The sequence below is a fragment of the Actinacidiphila sp. bgisy144 genome (assembly GCF_057708105.1).
In genome coordinates, this window is record NZ_JBYIRM010000013.1 from 94,060 (window position 1) to 115,854 (window position 21,795).

A 21,795-nucleotide genomic window follows, 5' to 3' on the forward strand; every position below is an offset into this window, starting at 1 on the left:
CGCTGTGGACGTCCAGAAGAAGCTCGATGAGATCACGGCGACCGTCAGCGCAGCCCGGTCCATGCCGATGTCGGCCTCCTGCGTGGTGAACCGGGCCGACCTGCTCGCGATGCTCGAAGAGGTCGCCGCGGCGCTCCCGGACTCGCTCGCCCAGGCCCAGGAACTCCTGGGCGACCGCGAGCAGATGGTGGAGCAGGCCCGCGCCGAGGCGCAGCGGATCATCGAGTCCGCACACGCCGAGCGCGGCTCGATGGTCTCGGACACCCAGATCGCCCGGCAGTCCCAGGACGAGGCCGACCGCATCCTGGCCGAGGCGCGCCGCGAGGCCGACGAGATCCGCGCCGAGGCGGACGACTACGTGGACAGCAAGCTCGCCAACTTCGAGGTGGTCCTCACCAAGACCATCGGCTCGGTGGACCGCGGCCGCGAGAAGCTGCTCGGCCGCGACCCGTACGCCGAGGACGGCCAGGGCTACGCCGAGGACGACCCCGACGCCCCCGAGCGCAGCACCGACCCGGAGACGCTGCGCCGCCGCGCGGACGAGTACGTCGACACCAAGATGCGCGCCTTCGAGGCGGTGCTCAGCAAGACCCTCGAAGCGGTCGGCCGCGGCCGGCTCAAGCTCACCGGGCACAACCCGATCGACGACCTCGCCGCGCAGATCGCCGCCGCCGACGCGGCCGACGGCAGCGGCGAGGTGCGGCACCGGCAGTCCGACGACGAGTTCATGGCGGGCCTGGCCGCGCCGGCCGCCGACAACCAGGCCGACCTGTCGCAGTACGGCTACTCCCCGGCCGCCGCGGCCGCCGCGCCGCAGCAGCCCGAGCAGCAGCAGGGCTACGAGGCCGACCCGGCCTACGAGGCCGACCCGGCCTACGGCTACCCGCAGCAGGACGTCTACGCCCAGCAGGCCCAGCCCGGCGGCTACCCGCAGCCCCTGCCGCCCCAGCAGCAGGAGTACGCGCCGGCCGGCTACGACCCGTACGGCAGCCCGCAGCAGGGGTACGACTACCAGGCCGCCGCCCCGGTGGACCCGGCCGGCGGCTACGACCAGCAGTACGGCGGGCAGCCGCAGATCCCGTACCAGCAGCAGGGGCCGGGGTACGGCCAGCAGCCCGGGACGCAGCCCGCGGCGCTGGACGAGACCAGCTTCTTCGACACCGGCATGATCGACCTGAACCGGCTCCGGGAGCTGGAACAGGGCCTCTGACCTCGCCCTCGGCCCCGGCGTCGGGCGGCCGCCGCCCCTGCGGCGACCGCCGGCGTTTGGGCCCGGGCGCACTGTCAAGTATCCTGTGGGCTCCAGCCGTGTCACGCACCGGCGCTTCGGCCTGCCCGTCCACCAGGGCCCTCCAGGGGGACCGCGCGGACGCGGGCGTAACGCTGTAGGCCGTACCGATGAAAGCAGGAAGCCCTGAACACCCGCCTCGACCACCGCAACCCCCTCGTGTTCGACACACACGAGCTGGGTCGGCGTCCTGGTGCGATGAAGAAGGTCTCCCGCACGGTCTCCGCGCCCGTCGACCTCGGTATCGCCGAGGTCATCGGGGTGCCGGAGGGCGCCGACGTCGAGCTGGAGCTCCGCCTGGAGTCGGTCATGGAAGGCGTGCTGGTCTCCGGCACCGCCCATGCGCCGGTGACAGGGGAGTGCATCAGGTGCCTGGAGCCGCTGGAGCGCGAGCTCGACGCGGAGTTCCAGGAGATGTTCTCCTACCCCGACGCCGACACCCGGACCGCCCGCAGGGACGAAGCCGGTGACGACGCCGCGGCCTCCGAGGAGGACGAGCTGTACCTCGAGGACGACCTGTTCGACCTCGAACCCGTGCTGCGGGACGCGGTGGTGCTCGCACTGCCCATGCAGCCGGTGTGCCGGGAGGACTGCCCGGGTCTGTGCCCCCAGTGCGGGGTGCGGCTCGCGGACGATCCCGACCACCACCACGAGGCGACCGACATCCGTTGGGCCGCCTTGCAGGACTTCCAGCAGAACGGCACCGGAGACGGTGCCGACGAGAACCAGGAGAAGTAGCCGTGGCTGTTCCGAAGCGGAAGATGTCGCGCAGCAACACGCGCCACCGCCGTTCGCAGTGGAAGGCTGCGCCCGTGAGCCTGGTGGCCTGCGAGCGCTGCCACGAGCCGAAGCTCCAGCACATCGCGTGCCCGAGCTGCGGCACCTACAACCGCCGTCAGGTCCTCGAGGTCTGATCGGCAGGTGACAGGCCCAGTGTCCTCAACGTCCTCCACGCCCGACACCCCGGTGTCGAAGAAGGCCGCCGCGGACAAAGCCTCGTCCCACACGCTTCTGGAAGGGCGGCTCGGGTACCACCTCGAGCCCGCCCTTCTGGTGCGTGCGCTCACCCACCGCTCGTACGCGTACGAGAACGGCGGGCTGCCCACCAACGAGCGGCTGGAGTTCCTCGGGGACTCCGTGCTCGGCCTGGTGGTCACCGACACCCTCTACCGCACCCACCCCGACCTGCCCGAGGGCCAACTGGCCAAGCTCAGGGCCGCGGTGGTCAACTCGCGGGCCCTGGCCGGGGTCAGCCGCGGGCTCGACCTGGGCGCGTTCATCCGGCTCGGCCGCGGTGAAGAGGGAACCGGCGGGCGGGACAAGGCATCGATCCTCGCGGACACCCTCGAAGCGGTCATCGGCGCGGTCTATCTCGACCAGGGCCTCGACGCGGCTTCGGCACTCGTCCACCGGCTCTTCGACCCGCTGATCGAGGAGTCCTCCAACCTCGGCGCCGGCCTGGACTGGAAGACCTCGCTCCAGGAGCTCACCGCCGCCGAAGGGCTCGGCGTCCCCGAGTACGTCGTCTCCGAGTCCGGCCCCGACCACGAGAAGACCTTCACGGCTGCCGCCCGCGTCGGTGGTGTCGAGTACGGCACCGGCACCGGCCGCAGCAAGAAGGAGGCGGAGCAGCAGGCGGCGGAAGCAGCCTGGCGCTCCATCCGCGAAGCGTCCACCTCACAGCCGGCGGGCTGAGCCCCTCCCGAACGCCGGGCGCGCCGACCGAACCGTCGGCCCGCCCGGCGTTTCCGGGAGCGGCCCGGCACCCGGCGAAGCAACCATCCCGCCCGGCCGTCAGGACCCCACCGTGCCAGAACTCCCGGAAGTCGAGGTCGTCCGCCGCGGCCTCGCCAAGTGGGCCGCCGACCGGACGATCGCCGCGGCCGAGGTCCTGCACCCCCGTGCCGTACGCCGCCACCCCGCCGGCCCGGACGACTTCACCCACCGCCTCACCGGCGCCACCCTCGCCGCCCCGCACCGCCGCGGCAAGTACCTGTGGCTGCCGGTCGGGGAAGGCACCGCGATGGTCGCCCACCTCGGCATGAGCGGCCAGTTCCTGATCCGCCCGCAGGAGGCGAGCGCCGAGAAGCACCTGCGGGTCCGCCTCACCTTCGACGACACCGAGGGCACCGACCTCCGCTTCGTCGACCAGCGCACCTTCGGCGGGCTCTCCCTGCACGACACGGTCCCCGGCGACCCCGAGCAGCTGCCGCAGCCGCTGGCGCACATCGCCCGCGACCCGCTCGACCCGGCCTTCGACGACGACGCCTTCCACGCGGCGCTGCGCCGCAAGCGGACCACGATCAAGCGGGCGCTGCTGGACCAGACCCTGATCAGCGGGGTCGGCAACATCTACGCCGACGAGACGCTGTGGCGCACCCGGCTGCACTACGACCGCCCGACCACCGCGCTGACCCGCCCTCGCACCGCCGAACTCCTCACCCACGTGCGGGAGGTGATGGGCGACGCGCTGGCCGCCGGCGGCACCAGCTTCGACAGCATGTACGTCAACGTGAACGGCGAGTCGGGGTACTTCGCCCGCTCGCTGGACGCCTACGGCCGCGAGGACGAGCCCTGCCGCCGCTGCGGCACCCCGATCCGGCGCCGGGCGTGGATGAACCGCTCCAGCTACTTCTGCCCGCGCTGCCAGCCGGCGCCGCGCGCCTCGTCGTAGCGTCCGCGGGCCGCCAGCACCTCCGGCATCCGGCCCTCGACCAGGTGGATCAGGTCGAGCAGCCGGGTCGCGGTCTCCTGACCGAGCGGGGTGAGCCGGTACTCCACGTGCGGCGGGGTGACCGGCTGCGCGTCGCGGATCACCAGACCGTCGCGCTCCAGCGCCTGGAGCGTCTGGGAGAGCATCTTCTCGCTCACGCCGTCCACCCGGCGCCGCAGCGCGTTGAAGCGCAGGGTGTCCTCGGCGAGCGCCGACAGCGTCAGGATGCCCCAGCGCCCGGTGACGTGCTCCAGGGTCGGCCGTGACGGGCAGTCCCGCGAGAACACGTCGAACGCGTCCACCTGCTCCGTCACCTGGCTCATGAGCCCAGCGTAGCGTCCGAACCGCGGCCGGTCAGTAGCCGAAGTCCTGGGTCCACCAGGGGCCGCCGGTGCCGAAGTGGATGCCGACGCCGAGGGTCTTGTAGTCGCAGTCGAGAATGTTGGCGCGGTGGCCGGGGCTGTTCATCCAGGCGGTCATCACGGCCTGGGCGTCGGCCTGGCCCATGGCGATGTTCTCGCCGCCGAGGTCGGTGATGCCGAGCTTCTTCGCCCGGTCCCAGGGGTCGTTGCCGTCCGGGTCGGTGTGGTCGAAGAAGCCGCGGGCGGCCATGTCGTCGCTGAAGTCCTGCGCGAGGGTGTCCAGGGCGGAGCTCGCGGTGAGCGGCCGGCAGCCGGCGGTGGCGCGCTGCGCGTTGACCATGGTGAGGATCTGGGCCCGGGCGGAGGTGACCGCGTCGGTGGTGGTCGTGGCCGCGGTGGTGGGCGCGGCGGTCTTCGGGGCGGTGGTCCGCACCGGGGTGGTGGGCGCGGCGGTGGTGCGGGTGGGGGAGGGCGCGGCGGCCTTGGTGGTGGCCGTGCGGGACGGCGTGGCGGCGCGGGCCGTGGTCGCGGGCGCGCTCCTGGTCGCGGTCGCGGTGGGCGCGCCGGACGCGGAGGTGGTGGCGCCGTCGGACGAGGGCGTGTTGGTGCCGGTCAGGGACGAGGGCGAGCCGGTGCCGGTGGGCCCGGTCCCGTCCGCCTGGGTGCTGGCGCCGTCGCCGTCGAGGTGGCGCAGCTCGCCGTCGAGGTCCGCCAGCAGCCCGGAGGACGCGGCGACCGCGCCCACCGCGAGCGCCGCCGACGACGCCAGCAGCCCGGTCCGTACCGGGTGGTGCCTGCGCGGGCCGCGGTGGCTGCGCGGCCCCGGCTGCGGGGCCGCGGGCTCGGCATGTCGGCTGTGACGCCCCATCGCCGCACTCCTCACTGCTCGCACTGCTCGCCTGAATTACTCCGAACGGGTGAAGCTGTTGAGGGGGGACTGTAGCGAATGCGGGGTGGGTCGGACGAGGTTGCGTGGTCAGGCGGCCGGACCGGCCGGGCCGCGGCGCTCGGGCGGGCCCGCGGCGGCGGACGGGATAGCGTGCCGGTATGAACGAAGAGGTCCGGCTCACCGCGTGGGTGCGCGGCCGTGTGCAGGGCGTCGGCTTCCGCTGGTGGACCCGGGCGACCGCGTTGGAGATCGGCGGCCTGGACGGCTACGCGGGCAATCTCGCCGACGGGCGGGTGCAGGTGGTCGCGGAAGGCGGCTTCGAGCGGTGCGAGCGGCTGCTGGAGTGGCTGCGGCACGGCGACACGCCCGGGCGGGTGGACGGGGTGACCGAAATCTGGGGGGTCACCCGCGGCGGATACGAGGGTTTCGAGATCCGATGACCACAACCCGTTGCCTTCCGGCGATCGGCGTGTCAGGCTGCCCCCGGGCGAGGATGATCGTCAGACCTCGCGGATGACCACGCGGGCAGCCCGCGGCGCAGGTCGGCGCCGTGTATTCCGAGGCGGACCCGACGGCTGGGCTGTGATCGTGTTGACCGGTTCCCGTTTTGGTGAGACGCTGGAAGCCCCGCGCATCGTGGCACCGTTGAATGCACGGCAGCCTCGATTTCGGCAGTCGCGCGGGAGCGACCCCCCTCAACCACGACCCACCCGCCCCGGTCGGTCACTCAGCGTGGAGGACCATTCATCATGGCAAAGGCGCTTCTCGGTTACGTCGGCGGCCCCGACCCGCGACTCCTCGCCGAGATGCGAAGGCTTCAGCAGCGCGTTCAGGACCTGGAGTCCGAACTCGTCCGCATGCAGGCGGAGAACGACGCACTGGCTGTCGCATCGCGTGAAGAGTCGCTGCTCAGCAGCATCGACGTCACTCGCGCGGAGCCCGCGCTCGCCTGATCCGGCGGGTGGCGGGGCCTTCCCCCACACCGATGTCGCCGGACGGCGGCCAGGGACTCCCGTCCCCGTCGTCCCCTCGGCAGTCTGCTTCCCGCGGCTGCCCTGACTTACCCATGCCTGGCTCACTCATGCTGGTCCGCAGCGGCGCCGCTGGTCGGCGCCGTCGCGGCAGTACGCGGTCACGGCACTTCAAGGGACGCCCGTGCGGCGTCCCTTCGTGGTTCCCCGGAGGGATGTCCCTCCGGCCCTGCTGCCCGCCCCTCGCCTCTTTGTCCCAACTGCTTCACATGCGCGACGATCACCCGTTGCCCCGGTTCTACGTCTGATCTGCCCTGCGGATTCCTCGGTGAAACCGCACCTGCCGGGTAGAGTCGACCGGCGTGCATCTCAAGAGCCTCACGCTGCGCGGCTTCAAGTCGTTCGCCTCCGCGACGACGCTGCGCTTCGAACCCGGAATCACCTGCGTCGTCGGGCCCAACGGCTCCGGCAAGTCCAACGTCGTGGACGCGCTGTCGTGGGTGATGGGCGAGCAGGGGGCCAAGTCACTGCGCGGCGGCAAGATGGAGGACGTCATCTTCGCCGGCACCACCGGGCGCCCCCCGCTGGGCCGCGCCGAGGTGTCGCTGACCATCGACAACACCGACGGCGTGCTGCCGATCGAGTACGCCGAAGTCACCATCACCCGGATCATGTTCCGCAACGGCGGCAGCGAGTACCAGCTCAACGGCGACACCTGCCGGCTGCTGGACATCCAGGAACTGCTCTCCGACTCCGGCATCGGCCGCGAGATGCATGTCATCGTCGGCCAGGGCCAGCTGGACTCCGTCCTGCACGCCGACCCGATGGGCCGCCGCGCCTTCATCGAGGAGGCGGCCGGCGTCCTCAAGCACCGCAAGCGCAAGGAGAAGGCGCTGCGGAAACTCGACGCGATGCAGGCCAACCTCGCCCGCGTCACCGACCTCACCGGCGAACTGCGCCGCCAGCTCAAACCGCTCGGCCGGCAGGCGCAGGTCGCCCGCCGCGCCGCCGTCATCCAGGCCGACCTGCGCGACGCCCGGCTGCGACTGCTCGCCGACGACCTGGTGACACTGCGCGAGGCACTGCGCGCCGAGGTCGCCGACGAGGCCGCGCTCAAGGAGCGCAGGGCCGCCGTCGAGACCGAACTCGCCGCCGCGGTGCAGCGCGAGGCCCGCCTGGAGGAGCAGGTGCGGGCCCTGACGCCGCGGGTCAACGACGCGCAGGCCGCCTGGTACGCGCTCTCCCAGCTCACCGAACGGGTGCGCGGCACCATCGGGCTGGCCGAGCAGCGCCACCGGCACGCCACCGGCCAGCCCGCCGAGGAGCGGCGCGGCCGCGACCCGGAGGACATGGAGCGAGAGGCCGCCCGTATCCGGGAGCAGGAGGCCGAACTCACCGAAGCGCTCGACGCGGCCGAACGCGCCCTGGAGGACACCGTCGGCCACCGCGCCGAACTCGAACGCCGCCTCGCCGAGGAGGAGAACCGGCTGCGCCAGGCCGCCCGCGCCATCGCCGACCGCCGCGAGGGCCTGGCCCGGCTGACCGCCCAGGTCAACGCGGCCCGCTCCAAGGCCGGTTCGGCCGAGGCCGAGATCGGCCGGCTCGCCGCGGCCCGCGACGAGGCCCGCGAGAGGGCCGAGTCCGCGCAAGGCGAGTACGAGGAACTGCGCGCCCAGGTCGAGGGGCTGGACGCCGACGACAGCGAACTCGAAGCCCGCTTCGAGGCCGCCCGCGCCGCGCAGGCCGCCGCCGACGAGGAGTTCAGCGCCGCCCGGGAGGCGGCCACCGCCGCGGAGCGCCGCCGCGCCGCCGTCGCCGCCCGCCGCGACGCGCTCGCCCCTTCGCTGCGGCGCAAGGACGGCACCGGCGCGCTGCTGGCGCGGGCCGGGACACCGGACGGGCTGGACGGCGTCCTCGGCTCGGCCGCCGAACTGCTGCACGTCGCCCCGGGGTACGAGGTCCCGCTCGCCGCGGCCCTCGGCGCGGCCGCCGACGCGGTCGCCGTCACCGGCCCGGCCGCGGCCGCGGACGCGCTGCGGCTGCTGCGCAAGGAGGACGGCGGCCGCGCCGCGCTGCTGCTGGCCCTGCCGTCCGGCGGCGCCGATCCGGTCCTGCCCGGGCAGAGCGCGGGGGACCGTACCCGGCCGGAGCACGGGCCGGGGCCGGGGCCCGCCGCACCCGCGGCCGGCGCGCCCCCGTACGGCGGTGCGGCCGGGAACCGCGCGGACCCGGGCCGGCCGGGCGCCGCGCCGTATGCCGACCGGGAGCGTACGGCGGCGGCCGTCGCGGGCTCGGGGGTGCCGGCGCCGCGGCCGGAGGGGGCGGGGCTGCCCGGGCAGGCGCGGCCCGCGGTGGAGCTGGTCGCCGGGGACGCCGGCCTGCTGCCCTCGGTACGGCGGCTGCTGGACGGTTTCGTGGTGGTGCCGACGCTGGAGGACGCGCAGGAACTGGTCGCCGCGCACCCGGAGCTGACCGCGGTGACCGCCGAGGGCGACGTGCTGGCCGCGCACATGGCGCAGGGCGGTTCGGCGAAGGCGCCCAGCGTCCTGGAGGTGCAGGCGCAGGTCGACGAGGCGGACGCGGAGCTGGAGCGGCTGGCGGGTCAGTGCGCGGAGCTGGCCGAGCGCCAGCAGGCGGCCAGGGACCGCCGGGCGGCCGCGGCGCGCGAGGTCGACGAGCTGGGGCAGCGGCGCCGGGCGGCGGAGAAGGCGAAGTCGTCGGTGGCGCAGCAGTTGGGCCGGTACGGCGGGCAGGCGCGGGCGGCGGCCGGGGAGGCGGAGCGCGCGGCGGCGGCCGTGGTCCGGGCGCAGGAGTCGCTCGCCGCGGCGCGCGAGGAGCTGGAGGAGCTGTCCTACCGGCTGGGCGAGGCGCAGGAGGAGCCGGGCGAGGAGGAGCCGGACACCTTCGCCCGGGACCGGCTTGCGGCCGACGGTGCGAACGCGCGGCAGACCGAGATGGAGGCGCGCCTGCAGGTGCGTACCCACGAGGAACGGGTCAGGAGTCTGGCCGGGCGGGCCGACGGGCTGTACCGGGCGGCCCGCGCCGAGCGGGAGACCCGGGCGCGGGCCGAGCGGCGGCGGGCCCGGCTGGCGTACGAGGCGTCGGTGGCGGCGGCCGTCCTGGCCGGCGCGCGCGGGCTGCTGGCGTGCGTTCAGGTGTCGCTGGGCCGGGCGGAGGCCGAGCGGGTCGCCGCCGAGCAGGCCAGGGCCGAGCGGGAGGCGGAGCTCGGCGCGGAGCGGCGGCGTGGCCGGGAGCTGAAGTCGGAGCTGGACCGGCTGACCGGGGATGTGCACAAGGGCGAGGTGCTGGGCGCCGAGAAGCGGCTGCGGATCGAGCAGTTGGAGGCGAAGGCGCTGGAGGAGCACGGCATGGAGCCGGCCGGGCTCGTGGCCGAGTACGGGCCGGGGCTGCCGGTGCCGCCGTCGCCGCCCGCCGAGGGCGAGGTGCTGCCCGAGGACCCGGCGCACCCGCGCAACCAGCCGGTGCCCTACGTCCGCGCCGAGCAGGAGAAGCGGCTGCGGGCGGCGGAGAAGGCGTACGCGCAGCTCGGCAAGGTCAACCCGCTGGCGCTGGAGGAGTTCGCGGCCCTGGAGGAGCGGCACAAGTTCCTCACCGAGCAGCTGGAGGACCTCCGCAAGACCCGCGCCGACCTGCTCCAGGTGGTCAAGGACGTGGACGAGCGGGTGGAGCAGGTCTTCACCGCGGCCTTCCACGACACCGCGCGGGAGTTCGAGGGCGTCTTCTCCCGGCTCTTCCCGGGCGGCGAGGGGCGGTTGGTGCTGACCGACCCGGACAACATGCTCACCACAGGGGTGGAGGTTGAGGCACGGCCGCCGGGGAAGAAGGTGAAGCGGTTGTCGCTGCTGTCGGGCGGTGAGCGCTCGCTGACCGCGGTGGCGATGCTGGTGTCGATCTTCAAGGCGCGGCCGAGCCCGTTCTACGTGATGGACGAGGTCGAGGCGGCGCTGGACGACACCAACCTGCAGCGGCTGATCCGGATCATGGAGGAGCTCCAGGAGAGTTCGCAGCTGATCGTCATCACGCACCAGAAGCGGACGATGGAGGTCGCCGATGCCCTGTACGGAGTATCGATGCAGGGCGACGGGGTGTCCAAGGTGATCAGCCAGCGGCTGCGGGACGGCAAGCGGACGGCCGCCAAGGCCGACTGAACCTTCACAACCTGAACTCGTCTTGCCGATCTCACCTGGGTTTCCCAGGTGAGATAGCTAACGTGCGCACGATTGCGCCCTCTTCTGATTTCTTGTGTTCGAAAGTTGTATGCATAATCTCTGAGCGTTTGCCTATACGTCCGAGTGGTGGCCGCTCCAACGGCGGCCAACACTGGAAGATCCGAACCCTCATGTGAGGGCTCGCCGCCGAGCCCCAGGAGCGCAACTTGACCAGCACCGCATCAGCGGCCGGCACCTCTGGCCGGGTCCCGCCGCCGACCGAACACCTCGGCCACGTCATCTTCATCACCGCCGCCGCCGCGATGGGCGGCTTCCTCTTCGGCTACGACAGCTCGGTGATCAACGGCGCGGTCGAGGCGATCCGGTCCAGGTACGGCATCGGGTCCGCGGCCCTCGCCCAGGTCATCGCGATCGCCCTGATCGGCTGCGCGATCGGGGCCGCCACCGCGGGCCGGATCGCCGACCGCATCGGCCGCATCCGCTGCATGCAGATCTCCTCGGTGCTCTTCACCATCAGCGCGGTCGGCTCCGCGCTGCCGTTCGCCCTGTGGGACCTGGCGTTCTGGCGGATCGTCGGCGGCTTCGCGATCGGCATGGCCTCGGTGATCGGCCCCGCCTACATCGCCGAGGTCTCGCCGCCGGCCTACCGCGGCCGGCTCGCGTCCTTCCAGCAGGGCGCCATCGTGCTGGGCATCGCCATCTCCCAGCTCGTCAACTACGGCATCCTGCAGTCCGCCAACGGCGACCAGCGCGGCACGGTGCTCGGCCTGGAGGCGTGGCAGGTCATGCTCGGGGTGATGGTCATCCCCGCGGTCATCTACGGGCTGCTGTCCTTCGCCATCCCCGAGTCGCCGCGGTTCCTGCTGTCGGTCGGCCGGGACCGGGAGGCCCGCGCGGTGCTCGCCGACGTCGAGGGCAAGGACACCGACCTCGACGCGCGCGTCACCGAGATCCGCACCGCCATGCGCCGCGAGCACAAGGCGAGCTTCCGCGACCTGCTCAACCCCAGGTCCGGCCGGATGCCCAACTTCCTGCCCATCGTCTGGATCGGCATCGGGCTGTCGGCGTTCCAGCAACTCGTGGGCATCAACGTGGCGTTCTACTACTCCGCCACGCTCTGGCAGTCCGTCGGCATCGACCCGAGCAGCTCGTTCCTGTACTCCTTCACCACCTCGATCGTGAACATCATCGGCACGGTGATCGCCATGATCTTCGTGGACCGGATCGGCCGCCGCCCGCTGGCCCTGATCGGCTCCGCCGGCATGACCGTCGCCCTCGCCCTGGAAGCCTGGGCGTTCTCCTCCAAGCACGGCGCGACCCTCCCCACCGCCGAAGGCACCGTCGCCCTGGTCGCCGCGCACTGCTTCGTGCTGTTCTTCGCGCTGTCCTGGGGCGTCGTCGTCTGGGTCTTCCTCGGCGAGATGTTCCCCAACAAGATCCGCGCCGCGGCCCTGGGCGTCGCCGCCGCCGCGCAGTGGATCGCCAACTGGGCCATCACCGCGAGCTTCCCCAGCCTCGCCGACTGGAACCTGTCGGGCACCTACGTCATCTACACCTGCTTCGCCCTGGTCTCCATCCCCTTCGTCCTGCTCTTCGTCAAGGAGACCAAGGGCAAGTCCCTGGAGGAGATGGGCTGACCGCGCGGGCCCGCTCGGCCGGGCGGAGCCGTTGACAAGCTCGGTTAATGAGATTAGCTTTTAGCTAACGGAGTTAGCCGCGCTGGGCCGGAGGAGACGCCATGACCGAGTACCTCGCCGTCGGGGACGGCACGATCGCGTACGAGCTGAGCGGAACCGGCCCGCTGGTCGTGCTGGCGCACGGGATGGGGGACAGCCGCGCCTCGTACCGCGCGGTGGTTCCCGCGCTGGTGGACGCGGGCTACCGGGTGGCCGCGGTGGACCTGCGCGGCTGCGGCGAGTCCAGCACGCGGTGGCCGGAGTGGAGCCGTGCGGCGATCGCGGGGGACCTGCTCGCGCTGATCCGGCACCTGGGCGGCCCGGCCGTCATCGTCGGGCACTCGATCTCCGGTGGCGCCGCCACCATCGCCGCCGCGCGGGAGCCCGCGCTGGTCAGCGCGGTGGTCGAACTGGGGCCGTTCACGCGCAAGCAGTCGTTCGCACTGGGCGACCTGCGGGTGAAGCGCTACCGGCAGGGCCTGCTGCGGCTGGCCGGGGCCGCGCTGTTCGGCAGCGTGCGGCTGTGGAAGGCGTACCTCGACCTGGCCACCCCCACCAAGCCCGCCGACTGGCAGCAGCGGATCGGCCGGATCGACGCGACCATGCGCGAGCCGGGCCGGATGAAGGCGATGCAGCTCATGGGCCGCGCCGCCCCGGCGGACGCCGGCGAGCAGCTCGCCCACGTCACCCGGCCCGTCCTGGTGGTCATGGGCACGCTCGACCCGGACTGGGCCGACCCGCACGCCGAGGGCGCCGCGATCGTGGCCGGACTGCCGGACGGGATCGGCCGGCTGGAGATGGTCGAGGGCGGCGGGCACTACCTGCACGACCAGTACCCCGACCAGGTCGCCGCCCTGGTGCTGGACTTCCTGCGGACGCAGGCCGCCCGTGCCTAGGGCCGGACTGGACCGGGCGGCCGTGGTCGCCGCCGGCGCCGACCTCGCCGACGAGGTGGGCCTGGCCCGGCTGACCATGGGCTCGCTCGCCGAACGGCTCGGCGTGCGCACCCCCTCGCTGTACAAGCACGTCGCCGGGCAGGACGACCTCAACCGCCGGATCGCGGTCCTGGCGCTGGCCCAGGCCGCGGACGCCGTCGGGAGCGCGGCTTCGGGGTACGCGGGCCGCGACGCGCTGGCCGCCGCGGCACGCGCCTTCCGCGCGTTCGTCGTGGCGCACCCCGGTCGGTACGCCGCGACCGTCGGCGTGGAACCCGCCGGCCCGGACGACCCGCTGGCCGCCGAGGGGCGGCGGCTGCTCGACTCCTTCATGGCGGTGCTGCGCGGCTACGCGGTCGCGCCGAAGGACGTGGACCACGCGCTGCGCACCCTGCGCAGCCTCTGCCACGGCTTCGCCACCCTCCAGGCGGCCGGCGGCTTCCAGTGGAGCGCCGACATCGACGAGAGCTTCGAGTGGCTGATCGCCTTCGCCGACCAGGGACTGCGGGCCGCCACGGCGCGGGTCGCGCCGGTTGGGACGGCGGCGACCCGGGAGTAGGGATACTGGGGGGGCTATGGAAACCGTCATCCTTGTCGTCGTCATTGCCCTGGTCGTGGTCCTCGGGGCCGGTGGGCTGGTGGTCGGCAGCCGCCGCAAGAAGAAGCAGCTGCCGCCGTCCCCCCCGAGCACCCCGACAATCACCAAGCCTCCCGCCGAACCGCACGTCGGGGATGAGGCCGCGCCCCCGCGGGAGGAGCCCCGCCGGACCATCGAGGAGGTCCCGCTCCCCGGCGCGACCGCCGCGCCCGAGGCCCCCGAGGAGGTGCAGCTCCCCGAAGAGGTCGTCATCGAGCGGCCCGAGCCGACCGCGGGCCGGCTGGTACGGCTGCGCTCGCGCCTGTCCCGCTCGCAGAACTCGCTCGGCAAGGGCCTGCTCACCCTGCTGTCGCGGGAGCGGCTGGACGACGACACCTGGGAGGAGGTCGAGGACACCCTCATCACCGCCGACGTCGGCGTGACCCCGACCCAGGAACTCGTCGAGCGGCTGCGCACCCGGGTGCGCGTGCTGGGCACCCGCACCCCCGAGGAACTGCGCACCCTGCTGCGCGAGGAGCTGGTCGCGCTGGTCGACCCGTCCCTGGACCGCACCCTGCACACCGACAGCCACGAGGAGTCCCCGGCCGTCGTGCTGGTCGTCGGCGTCAACGGCACCGGCAAGACCACCACCACCGGCAAGCTCGCCCGGGTGCTGGTCGCCGACGGCCGCAGCGTGGTGCTGGGCGCGGCCGACACCTTCCGGGCCGCGGCCGCCGACCAGCTCCAGACCTGGGGCGAGCGCGTCGGTGCCCGCACCGTCCGCGGCCCCGAGGGCGGCGACCCCGCGTCGGTCGCCTTCGACGCGGTCAAGGAGGGCATCGCCGAGAGCGCCGACACCGTCCTGATCGACACCGCCGGGCGGCTGCACACCAAGACCGGCCTGATGGACGAGCTGGGCAAGGTCAAGCGCGTGGTCGAGAAGCACGGCCCGGTCGACGAGGTGCTGCTCGTGCTCGACGCCACCACCGGGCAGAACGGCCTGGTGCAGGCCCGTGTCTTCGCCGAGGTGGTGGACATCACCGGCATCGTGCTCACCAAGCTCGACGGCACCGCCAAGGGCGGCATCGTGGTCGCGGTCCAGCGCGAACTGGGCGTCCCGGTCAAGCTCATCGGGCTCGGCGAGGGCGCCGACGACCTCGCGCCCTTCGAGCCGGAGGCGTTCGTCGACGCGCTGATCGGCGAGTAGCCGAGCCATGGTGACGCCGGAACCCCACCCGGCGCACGCGTAAGGGGCGCCCCTGCTGAGGGGCGCCCCTTACACATGACGGGCGGCTGCCGCGTACGCGGCCGATCGCGGCTACCCGCAGTCCCGCGTGCGGTGCGCCACGTACGCCAGCGTGCCCAGCACGAGGCGGGCCTCCGGCGGCTGCGGCAGCGAGTCCAGCCGCGGCTCGCGCAGCCACCGCACCGGCCCCAGCCCGCCGAAGTCCGACGGGGGAGCCACCACATGGTCGCCCGGGCCCAGGCAGCGCAGGTCCAGCCGCGCGTCGTCCCAGCCCATCCGGTACAGCAGCTGCGGCAGTTCGGCCGCCGCGCCCGGCGCCACGAAGAACCGCGCCCGCCCGGTGGGCGTCAGCAGCACCGGCCCCAGGTGCAGCCCCATCCGCTCCAGCCGCACCAGCGCCCGGCGGCCCGGCAGTTCGGCCACGTCGAGGATGTCGAAGGTTCGCCCGACCGGCAGCAGCACCGAGGCGCCCGGCATCCGCTGCCACATCCGCTCGGCCGCCTGGAGCCCCGCCCCGGCCGGGACCTCGGCCATCGGGTCCAGCGGGTGCGCGCCCGGCTCCTTGCACCGCACGTCCCCGCAGGAGCACACCTCGCCGCCGCGCCCCGCCCGCGCCCCCGGCGCCACCGCCCAGCCGCACAGCCCGGTGTACTCGGCGACGGTGCCGCACACCGCCGCACGCGCCCTGCGGCGTACGGCACTCCACCCGCCGGGGAGCGCCGCCGCCCGTGCGGCGTGCCGCACGACGGCCCGCTGCTCCCGCGTCTCGCGCATGCTGCCGATCGTGAACACCATGACCCCTCCAACGGATCGCGCCGGCCGTTGGTTACGCACGCGCAAGGCGGCGGTCCCGGCGGCATGTGTCAAGTGAATCGCTCGCAGACGCCCCGGAGTTCATCCGATGGGGTGGCGAATGGTGGCGTTTCCGCAATTGCGGTCCCGCGGCATATGGCCGGGGGATACGTTACGTATGAAGCAGAAGCGGGATGGGGGCGCGGCCGGTGACCGGGACAGCGGACAAGCAGCCCAACGCGCAGTTGACCTCGTGGTTCGTGCGCAGCGGCTGGTCCAAGGGTGAGCTGGCGCGCCAAGTCAACCGCAGGGCACGGCAGTTGGGCGCCCACCACGTCAGCACCGACACGTCAAGGGTTCGCCGGTGGCTGGACGGCGAGCAGCCCCGCGAACCCATCCCGCGCATCCTGTCCGAGCTGTTCTCCGAACGCTTCGGTTGCGTCGTCCCCGTCGAGGACCTCGGGCTGCGCTCGGCCCAGCAGCCGCCCTCCGGCGGCGACATCGACCTGCCCTGGGCCGGCCCGCAGACCGTCCAGCTGATCAACGAGTTCTCCCGCAGCGACCTCATGCTCGGCCGCCGCGGCTTCCTCGGCGCCTCCCTCGCACTGTCCGCGGGACCCGCCCTGCTCGAATCCATGCAGCGCTGGCTGGTACCGGCCTCCACCGCGCCCCGCCCGCCCGCAGCGGCCGCGGGCCTGAGCGGCGGCCGGGTGGCCCGGCTGTCCGAGCAGGAGCTGCAACTCCTGGAGTCCACCGCGGCGATGTTCCGCGACTGGGACAGCCAGTGCGGCGGCGGACTGCGCCGCAAGGCCGTCGTCGGCCAGCTGCACGAAGTGACCGACCTCCTCCAGGAGCCGCACCCCGAGCCCGTCACCCGCCGGCTCTACCGCGTCACCGCCGACCTGGCCGCCCTCGCCGGCTGGATGAGCTACGACGTGGGGCTGCAACCGATCGCCCAGAAGTACCTGGTGCTCGCGCTCCACGCGGCCAAGGAGGCCGGCGACCGCCCGCTCGGCGCGTTCGTGCTGTCCTCGATGAGCCGCCAGATGATCCACCTGGAGCGCCCCGACGACGCCCTGGAACTCATCCACCTCGCGCAGTACGGCAGCCGCGACTCGGCCGGCGCCGCCACCCAGTCGATGCTCTACGCGCTGGAGGCCCGCGCCTACGCCAACATGGGCCAGGTCAACAAGTGCCACCGCGCGGTCCGGATGGCCGAGGACACCTTCACCGACGCCCGCCCCGGCGAGGAGCCCGCCTGGATCAGCTTCTTCACCGAGGCCGAACTGCACGCGGAGAACGCGCACTCCTACCGCGACCTCGCCTACGTCGCCGGCCGCAGCCCGACGTACGCCTCCCTCGCCCAGCCCGAGATGCGCCAGGCCGTAGAGGGCTTCCGCACCGACCCCGTCCACCAGCGCGCCTACGCGCTGAACCTGGTCGGCATGGGCACCGTGCAGCTGCTGATGCGCGACCCCGAGCAGGCCGCGCACTACACCGACCAGGCGATCGCCGTCGCCAAGCGGGTCCGCTCCGAGCGCGTGAACACCCGTATCCGCAAGACCACCCATGCCGCCGTCCGCGACTTCGGCGACGTACCCGAAGTGGCTCAGCTCGCCGAGCGGCTTTCCGAGGAACTCCCGGAAGTCGCCGAGTCCGCGTAATCCGCTTCCCCACCCGTATACATCCTTCACCGAACACCCGGATGGTTCATCTCCGCGTAACACGGGTGACTTCTTCGTCACTGCGGTGAAACATCCTATGGCATCGGGTGAAACCCGCCTCGGCCAACCTCTAGGCCCATACCGGCCCACCCCTGCACCGCCCGCACGGGCCGTTCGGATGACGAGGAGACGCCGATGGCACCAGCCATCATCACACTGGCCGCGGACGCGCCCAAGCTCGACACCGGCAATACCGCATTCCTGCTCCTGAGCTCCGCGCTCGTGATGCTGATGACCCCGGGGCTGGCGTTCTTCTACGGCGGAATGGTCCGCGTGAAGAGTGCCCTGAACATGCTGATGATGAGTTTCATCAGCCTCGGGATCATCACCCTGCTGTGGACCGGATACGGATTCAGTTTCGCGTTCGACGGCGACCACGGCGGATTCCTCGGCGGCACCGGCTGGCTCGGCCTGCGCGACATCGCACCGGACGACCTGTGGGGCGCCACCGGCACCCCGGTCTTCGCGTTCGCCGCGTTCCAGCTGATGTTCGCCGTCATCACCCCGGCCCTGATAAGCGGCGCCCTGGCCGACCGGGTGAAGTTCACCGCCTGGTCGCTGTTCATCGCCGTCTGGGCGACCGTGGTGTACTTCCCGGTCGCGCACTGGGTGTGGGGCGGCGGCTGGCTCGGCAAGAAGGGCGTCATCGACTTCGCCGGCGGCACCGCGGTGCACATCAACGCCGGTGCGGCCGCCCTCGGCGTGATCCTCGTCATCGGCAAGCGGGTCGGCTTCAAGCGCGACCCGATGCGCCCGCACAGCATGCCCTGGGTGATGCTCGGCGCCGGCCTGCTGTGGTTCGGCTGGTTCGGCTTCAACGCCGGCTCGGAGATCACCTCCGACGGCGTCGCCTCCACCGTCTTCATCAACACCCAGATCGCCACCGCCGCCGCCATGATCGGCTGGCTGGCCTACGAGCGGCTGCGCCACGGCTCCTTCACCACCCTGGGCGCCGCCTCCGGCGCCGTCGCCGGCCTGGTCGCGATCACCCCCTCCTGCGCCTCGGTCAGCCCGCTCGGCGCGATCGCGGTCGGCGTCATCGCCGGCGTCATCTGCGCCGCCGCGGTCGGCCTGAAGTACCGTTTCAACTACGACGACTCCCTCGACGTCGTCGGCGTCCACATGGTCGGCGGCATCGTCGGCTCCCTGCTGATCGGCCTGCTGGCCACCGGCGGCGTCGGCCAGGACGTCAAGGGCGTCTTCTACGGCGGCGGCTGGCACCAGTTCGGCATCCAGGCCATCGGGGTCTTCGCGGTCCTGGGCTACTCCCTGGTCTGCTCCGCGATCCTCGCCAAGCTGATCGACATGGCGATGGGCTTCCGGGTCGCCGAGGACGTCGAGATCAGCGGCATCGACCAGGCCGAGCACGCCGAGACCGCCTACGACTTCACCGGCGTCGGCAGCGTCTCGCACGCGGCCCCCGCGGGCACCCAGGCCGCCGCGACCAAGAAGGTGGACGCGTGAAACTCATCACCGCCGTCGTGAAGCCGCACCGGCTCGACGAGATCAAGGAAGCCCTCCAGGTGTTCGGCGTGCAGGGCCTGACCGTCACCGAGGCCAGCGGCTACGGCCGCCAGCGCGGCCACACCGAGGTCTACCGGGGCGCGGAGTACACCGTCGACCTCGTGCCGAAGATCCGGATCGAGGTCCTCGTCGAGGACGCCGACGCCGAACAGCTCATCGAGGTCGTCGTCAAGGCGGCCAGGACGGGCAAGATCGGAGACGGGAAGGTGTGGAGCCTGCCGGTCGACACGGCCGTCCGGGTCCGCACCGGCGAGCGCGGCCCCGACGCGCTCTGACGACCCGCGGGTGCGATCGGCGGCGGGCGGGCACGGCGCTCCCCGGCGCCCGGCCCCCCGGGCGGGACAGGCTGCGCCAGGCAGCCGGCCGCCGACCGCACCCCGGGCCGCAGGCCCCGGCCACCTCGCGCCGCGGCCCGACCACGACACAGCGGAGCACGAGTGACCGACAGCGTCGAAGCGGAAGGCCACGGCTATGCGGCGGCCCGGCTGCGCCTCCTCACCGAGGAGGGGCGGTCCGGGCCGCCGCGCCGCGCCGCCCTCGCCACCCTCACCGACCAGTGGCTGGCCGCGCTGGCCACCGACGCCGCACGCGAGACCGGCGCCACCGACTGGGCGCTGGTCGCCGTCGGCGGCTACGGCCGCGGCGAGCTGTCCCCCCGCAGCGACCTCGACCTGCTGCTCCTGCACGAGTCCCCACGCTCCGCCGCCGCCCTCGCCGACCGCCTCTGGTACCCGGTGTGGGACCTCGGCCTCGCCCTCGACCACTCCGTACGCACCCCGGCGGAGGCCCGCGGCACCGCCGCGGACGACCTGAAGGTCCACCTCGGCCTGCTGGACGCCCGGCACATCGCCGGGGACACCGCCCTCACCGCCGGCCTGCGCAGCACCGTCCTCGCCGACTGGCGCAACCAGGCCCCGAAACGGCTCCCCGCCCTGCACGAGATGTGCGCCGAGCGCGCCGAACGCCAGGGCGAGCTGTCCTACCTGCTCGAACCCGACCTCAAGGAGTCCCGCGGCGGCCTGCGCGACGCCACCGCGCTGCGCGCCGTCGCCGCCTCCTGGCTCGCCGACGCCCCCCGCGAGGGCCTCGAAGAAGCCCGCAGCAGGCTGCTCGACACCCGCGACGCCCTCCACCTGGCCACCGGCCGCGCCACCGACCGGCTCGCCCTCCAGGAGCAGGACCAGGTCGCCGACGCCCTCGACCTGCCCGACGCCGACGCCCTGCTCCGCCAGGTCTACGAGGCCGCCCGCCGGATCGCCTACGCCTCCGACGTCACCTGGCGCGAGGTCGCCCGGGTGCTGCGCGCCCGCGCGTCCCGCCCGCGCCGCCGCGGCCTGCTCGGCCGCGGCCGAGCCCCCAGCCCCCAGGCGGCCGCCGAACGCGTCCCGCTCGCCGAGGGCGTCGTGGAGCAGGAGGGCGAGGCGGTGCTCGCGCTGGCCGCCAAACCCGAACGCGACCCCGTGCTGCCGCTGCGCGCCGCGGCCGCCGCCGCCCAGGCCGGCCTGCCGCTGTCCCTGCACGCCGTCCGGCGCCTGGCGGCCACCGCCCGGCCGCTGCCCGTGCCGTGGCCGGCCGAGGCCCGCGAGCAACTGCTCACCCTGCTGGGCGCCGGCGAGTCCGCCGTGCCGGTCTGGGAGGCCCTGGAGGCCGAGGGCCTGATCACCCGGCTCCTCCCCGACTGGGAGCGGGTGCGCTGCCGCCCGCAGCGCAACGCCGTGCACCGCTTCACCGTCGACCGGCACCTGGTCGAGGCGGCCGTCCAGGCGTCCGGCCTCACCCGCCGGGTCGGGCGCCCCGACCTGCTGCTCACCGCGGCCCTGCTGCACGACATCGGCAAGGGCTGGCCGGGCGACCACAGCGAGGCCGGCGAGGTGATCGCCCGCGACGTCGCCGCCCGGATCGGCTTCGGCCCGGCCGACGCCGACACCCTCGCCCTGCTGGTCCGCCACCACTTGCTGCTCATCGACACCGCCACCCGCCGCGACCTGGACGACCCCGAGACCGTCCGCACGGTCGCCGAGACCGTCCGCGACACCTCCACCCTGGAACTGCTCGCCGCCCTCACCGAGGCCGACGCGCTGGCCACCGGGCCCGCCGCCTGGAGCACCTGGCGCGCCTCCCTCCTGGCCGACCTGGTCGAACGCGTCGCCGGCGCCCTGGACACCGGCGACCTGCCCGACAGCGCCGACCGCGAGCCCACCGCCGAGGAGGAGCGCCTGGCCATCGAGGCGGCCCGCACCGGCGGCCCCGTACTGGCCCTGCACGCCAAGGCCGAGCCGGAACCGGAAGGCGACGCCCAGGACGAGGCGCTCGGCGTCGAACTGCTGCTGGCCGTACCGGACCGGCCGGGCCTGCTCGCCCACGCCGCCGGGGTGCTGGCCCTGCACCGGCTCACCGTGCGCGCCGCCGACCTGCGCGCGGTCGACCCGGTGGGGGAGGGGCCGGTGGCCCTGCTGAGCTGGCGGGTCTCCGCGGAGTACGGGGCGCTGCCCGAGGCCGCCCGGCTGCGCGCCGACCTCGCCCGCGCCTTCGACGGCTCCCTGGACATCGAGGCGCGGCTGGCCGAGCGGGAGGCCGCCTACCCGCGCCGCCGCGGGGTGGTGCCGCCGCCGGCCCGGGCCACCGTCGCCCCGGGGCACACCTCGCAGACCGCCACCGTGCTGGAGGTCCGCGCCCATGACGCCCCGGGCCTGCTGCACCGGATCGGCCTGGCGCTGGCCGCGACCGCCGTCACCGTGCGCTCCGCACGCATCTCCACCCTGGGCGCCAACGCGGTCGACGCCTTCTACCTCGTCGGCAAGGACGGCGACCCGCTGCCCGCGGCCCGCGCCGCGGAAGTGGCCCGCCAGGTCGAGGCCGCCCTGCGCTGACGGCCGATTCCGGCGGGTTCCGCCCGGGGCATCCGGCT

General features: G+C 73.6%; 19 protein-coding genes. 16 read left to right on the plus strand and 3 right to left on the minus strand.

Annotation, left to right across the window (positions count from 1 at the left end):
• The first annotated feature begins 4 nt into the window (after positions 1-4).
• The 5 genes from AC3EVP_RS17200 to mutM all read left to right on the plus strand — a co-directional run bounded on the left by AC3EVP_RS17200 (position 5) and on the right by mutM (position 3,962).
• Positions 5-1,210, plus strand: a complete 1,206-nt coding sequence (locus tag AC3EVP_RS17200) for a F0F1 ATP synthase subunit B (RefSeq protein ID WP_435130814.1) — start codon at positions 5-7, stop codon at positions 1,208-1,210.
• A gap of 204 nt (positions 1,211-1,414) precedes the next feature.
• Positions 1,415-2,026, plus strand: a complete 612-nt coding sequence (locus tag AC3EVP_RS17205; protein WP_435130945.1) for a YceD family protein — start codon at positions 1,415-1,417, stop codon at positions 2,024-2,026.
• Between the two features lie 2 nt (positions 2,027-2,028).
• Positions 2,029-2,202 (plus strand): 50S ribosomal protein L32, encoded by a 174-nt coding sequence (rpmF, locus tag AC3EVP_RS17210; RefSeq protein ID WP_069465182.1) that lies wholly within the window; start codon positions 2,029-2,031, stop codon positions 2,200-2,202.
• Between the two features lie 19 nt (positions 2,203-2,221).
• Positions 2,222-2,983, plus strand: coding sequence for a ribonuclease III (rnc, locus tag AC3EVP_RS17215; protein ID WP_335981608.1), 762 nt, complete (start codon positions 2,222-2,224; stop codon positions 2,981-2,983).
• A gap of 112 nt (positions 2,984-3,095) precedes the next feature.
• Positions 3,096-3,962, plus strand: coding sequence for a bifunctional DNA-formamidopyrimidine glycosylase/DNA-(apurinic or apyrimidinic site) lyase (gene mutM, locus AC3EVP_RS17220; RefSeq protein ID WP_335981605.1), 867 nt, complete (start codon positions 3,096-3,098; stop codon positions 3,960-3,962).
• Here the strand turns inward: mutM and AC3EVP_RS17225 are convergent.
• Both AC3EVP_RS17225 and AC3EVP_RS17230 read right to left on the minus strand, forming a co-directional pair.
• A complete protein-coding gene (locus tag AC3EVP_RS17225) occupies positions 3,917-4,324 on the minus strand; it encodes a winged helix-turn-helix transcriptional regulator (protein ID WP_435130817.1) in 408 nt (135 codons plus the stop codon). The two genes, mutM and AC3EVP_RS17225, sit on opposite strands and share 46 nt — an antisense overlap.
• A 31-nt stretch (positions 4,325-4,355) precedes the next feature.
• Positions 4,356-5,231, minus strand: coding sequence for a CAP domain-containing protein (locus tag AC3EVP_RS17230; protein ID WP_435130819.1), 876 nt, complete (start codon positions 5,229-5,231; stop codon positions 4,356-4,358).
• Between the two features lie 179 nt (positions 5,232-5,410).
• Between AC3EVP_RS17230 and AC3EVP_RS17235 the strand changes: the two genes are divergently transcribed.
• The 7 genes from AC3EVP_RS17235 (at position 5,411) to ftsY (ending at position 14,808) form a co-directional block, all read left to right on the plus strand.
• Positions 5,411-5,692, plus strand: coding sequence for an acylphosphatase (locus tag AC3EVP_RS17235; protein WP_335981600.1), 282 nt, complete (start codon positions 5,411-5,413; stop codon positions 5,690-5,692).
• Positions 5,693-6,001: 309 nt separating this feature from the next.
• Positions 6,002-6,205, plus strand: coding sequence for a hypothetical protein (locus AC3EVP_RS17240; protein WP_335981598.1), 204 nt, complete (start codon positions 6,002-6,004; stop codon positions 6,203-6,205).
• 380 nt (positions 6,206-6,585) lie between these two features.
• Positions 6,586-10,392, plus strand: coding sequence for an AAA family ATPase (locus AC3EVP_RS17245; protein WP_435130821.1), 3,807 nt, complete (start codon positions 6,586-6,588; stop codon positions 10,390-10,392).
• A 227-nt stretch (positions 10,393-10,619) separates the two neighbouring features.
• The gene (locus AC3EVP_RS17250; protein ID WP_435130823.1) at positions 10,620-12,050 is read left to right on the plus strand and encodes a sugar porter family MFS transporter; all 1,431 of its coding nucleotides are present in this window, start codon (positions 10,620-10,622) and stop codon (positions 12,048-12,050) included.
• Between the two features lie 101 nt (positions 12,051-12,151).
• Positions 12,152-12,985, plus strand: coding sequence for an alpha/beta fold hydrolase (locus AC3EVP_RS17255; RefSeq protein WP_435130825.1), 834 nt, complete (start codon positions 12,152-12,154; stop codon positions 12,983-12,985).
• 22 nt (positions 12,986-13,007) lie between these two features.
• Positions 13,008-13,583: a TetR/AcrR family transcriptional regulator gene (locus tag AC3EVP_RS17260; RefSeq protein WP_435130948.1), complete on the plus strand. Its 576-nt coding sequence runs from the start codon at positions 13,008-13,010 to the stop codon at positions 13,581-13,583.
• Between the two features lie 16 nt (positions 13,584-13,599).
• Positions 13,600-14,808, plus strand: coding sequence for a signal recognition particle-docking protein FtsY (ftsY, locus tag AC3EVP_RS17265; RefSeq protein ID WP_335981591.1), 1,209 nt, complete (start codon positions 13,600-13,602; stop codon positions 14,806-14,808).
• A 111-nt stretch (positions 14,809-14,919) separates the two neighbouring features.
• On the opposite strand, the gene AC3EVP_RS17270 is transcribed toward ftsY, so the two are convergent.
• Positions 14,920-15,642: a bifunctional DNA primase/polymerase gene (locus tag AC3EVP_RS17270; RefSeq protein WP_335981589.1), complete on the minus strand. Its 723-nt coding sequence runs from the start codon at positions 15,640-15,642 to the stop codon at positions 14,920-14,922.
• Positions 15,643-15,833: 191 nt separating this feature from the next.
• On the opposite strand from AC3EVP_RS17270, the gene nsdA reads away from it, so the two are divergent.
• The 4 genes from nsdA (at position 15,834) to AC3EVP_RS17290 (ending at position 21,757) form a co-directional block, all read left to right on the plus strand.
• A complete protein-coding gene (gene nsdA, locus AC3EVP_RS17275) occupies positions 15,834-17,303 on the plus strand; it encodes a transcriptional repressor NsdA (RefSeq protein ID WP_435130827.1) in 1,470 nt (489 codons plus the stop codon).
• Between the two features lie 195 nt (positions 17,304-17,498).
• Positions 17,499-18,827: an ammonium transporter gene (locus tag AC3EVP_RS17280; RefSeq protein WP_335981585.1), complete on the plus strand. Its 1,329-nt coding sequence runs from the start codon at positions 17,499-17,501 to the stop codon at positions 18,825-18,827.
• On the plus strand, positions 18,824-19,162 hold the full coding sequence (locus tag AC3EVP_RS17285) for a P-II family nitrogen regulator (RefSeq protein ID WP_435130828.1): 339 nt from the start codon (positions 18,824-18,826) through the stop codon (positions 19,160-19,162). Before AC3EVP_RS17280 ends, AC3EVP_RS17285 begins: the two co-directional genes overlap by 4 nt.
• A 162-nt stretch (positions 19,163-19,324) precedes the next feature.
• Positions 19,325-21,757: a [protein-PII] uridylyltransferase gene (locus tag AC3EVP_RS17290; protein ID WP_435130830.1), complete on the plus strand. Its 2,433-nt coding sequence runs from the start codon at positions 19,325-19,327 to the stop codon at positions 21,755-21,757.
• Positions 21,758-21,795: the final 38 nt, after the last annotated feature.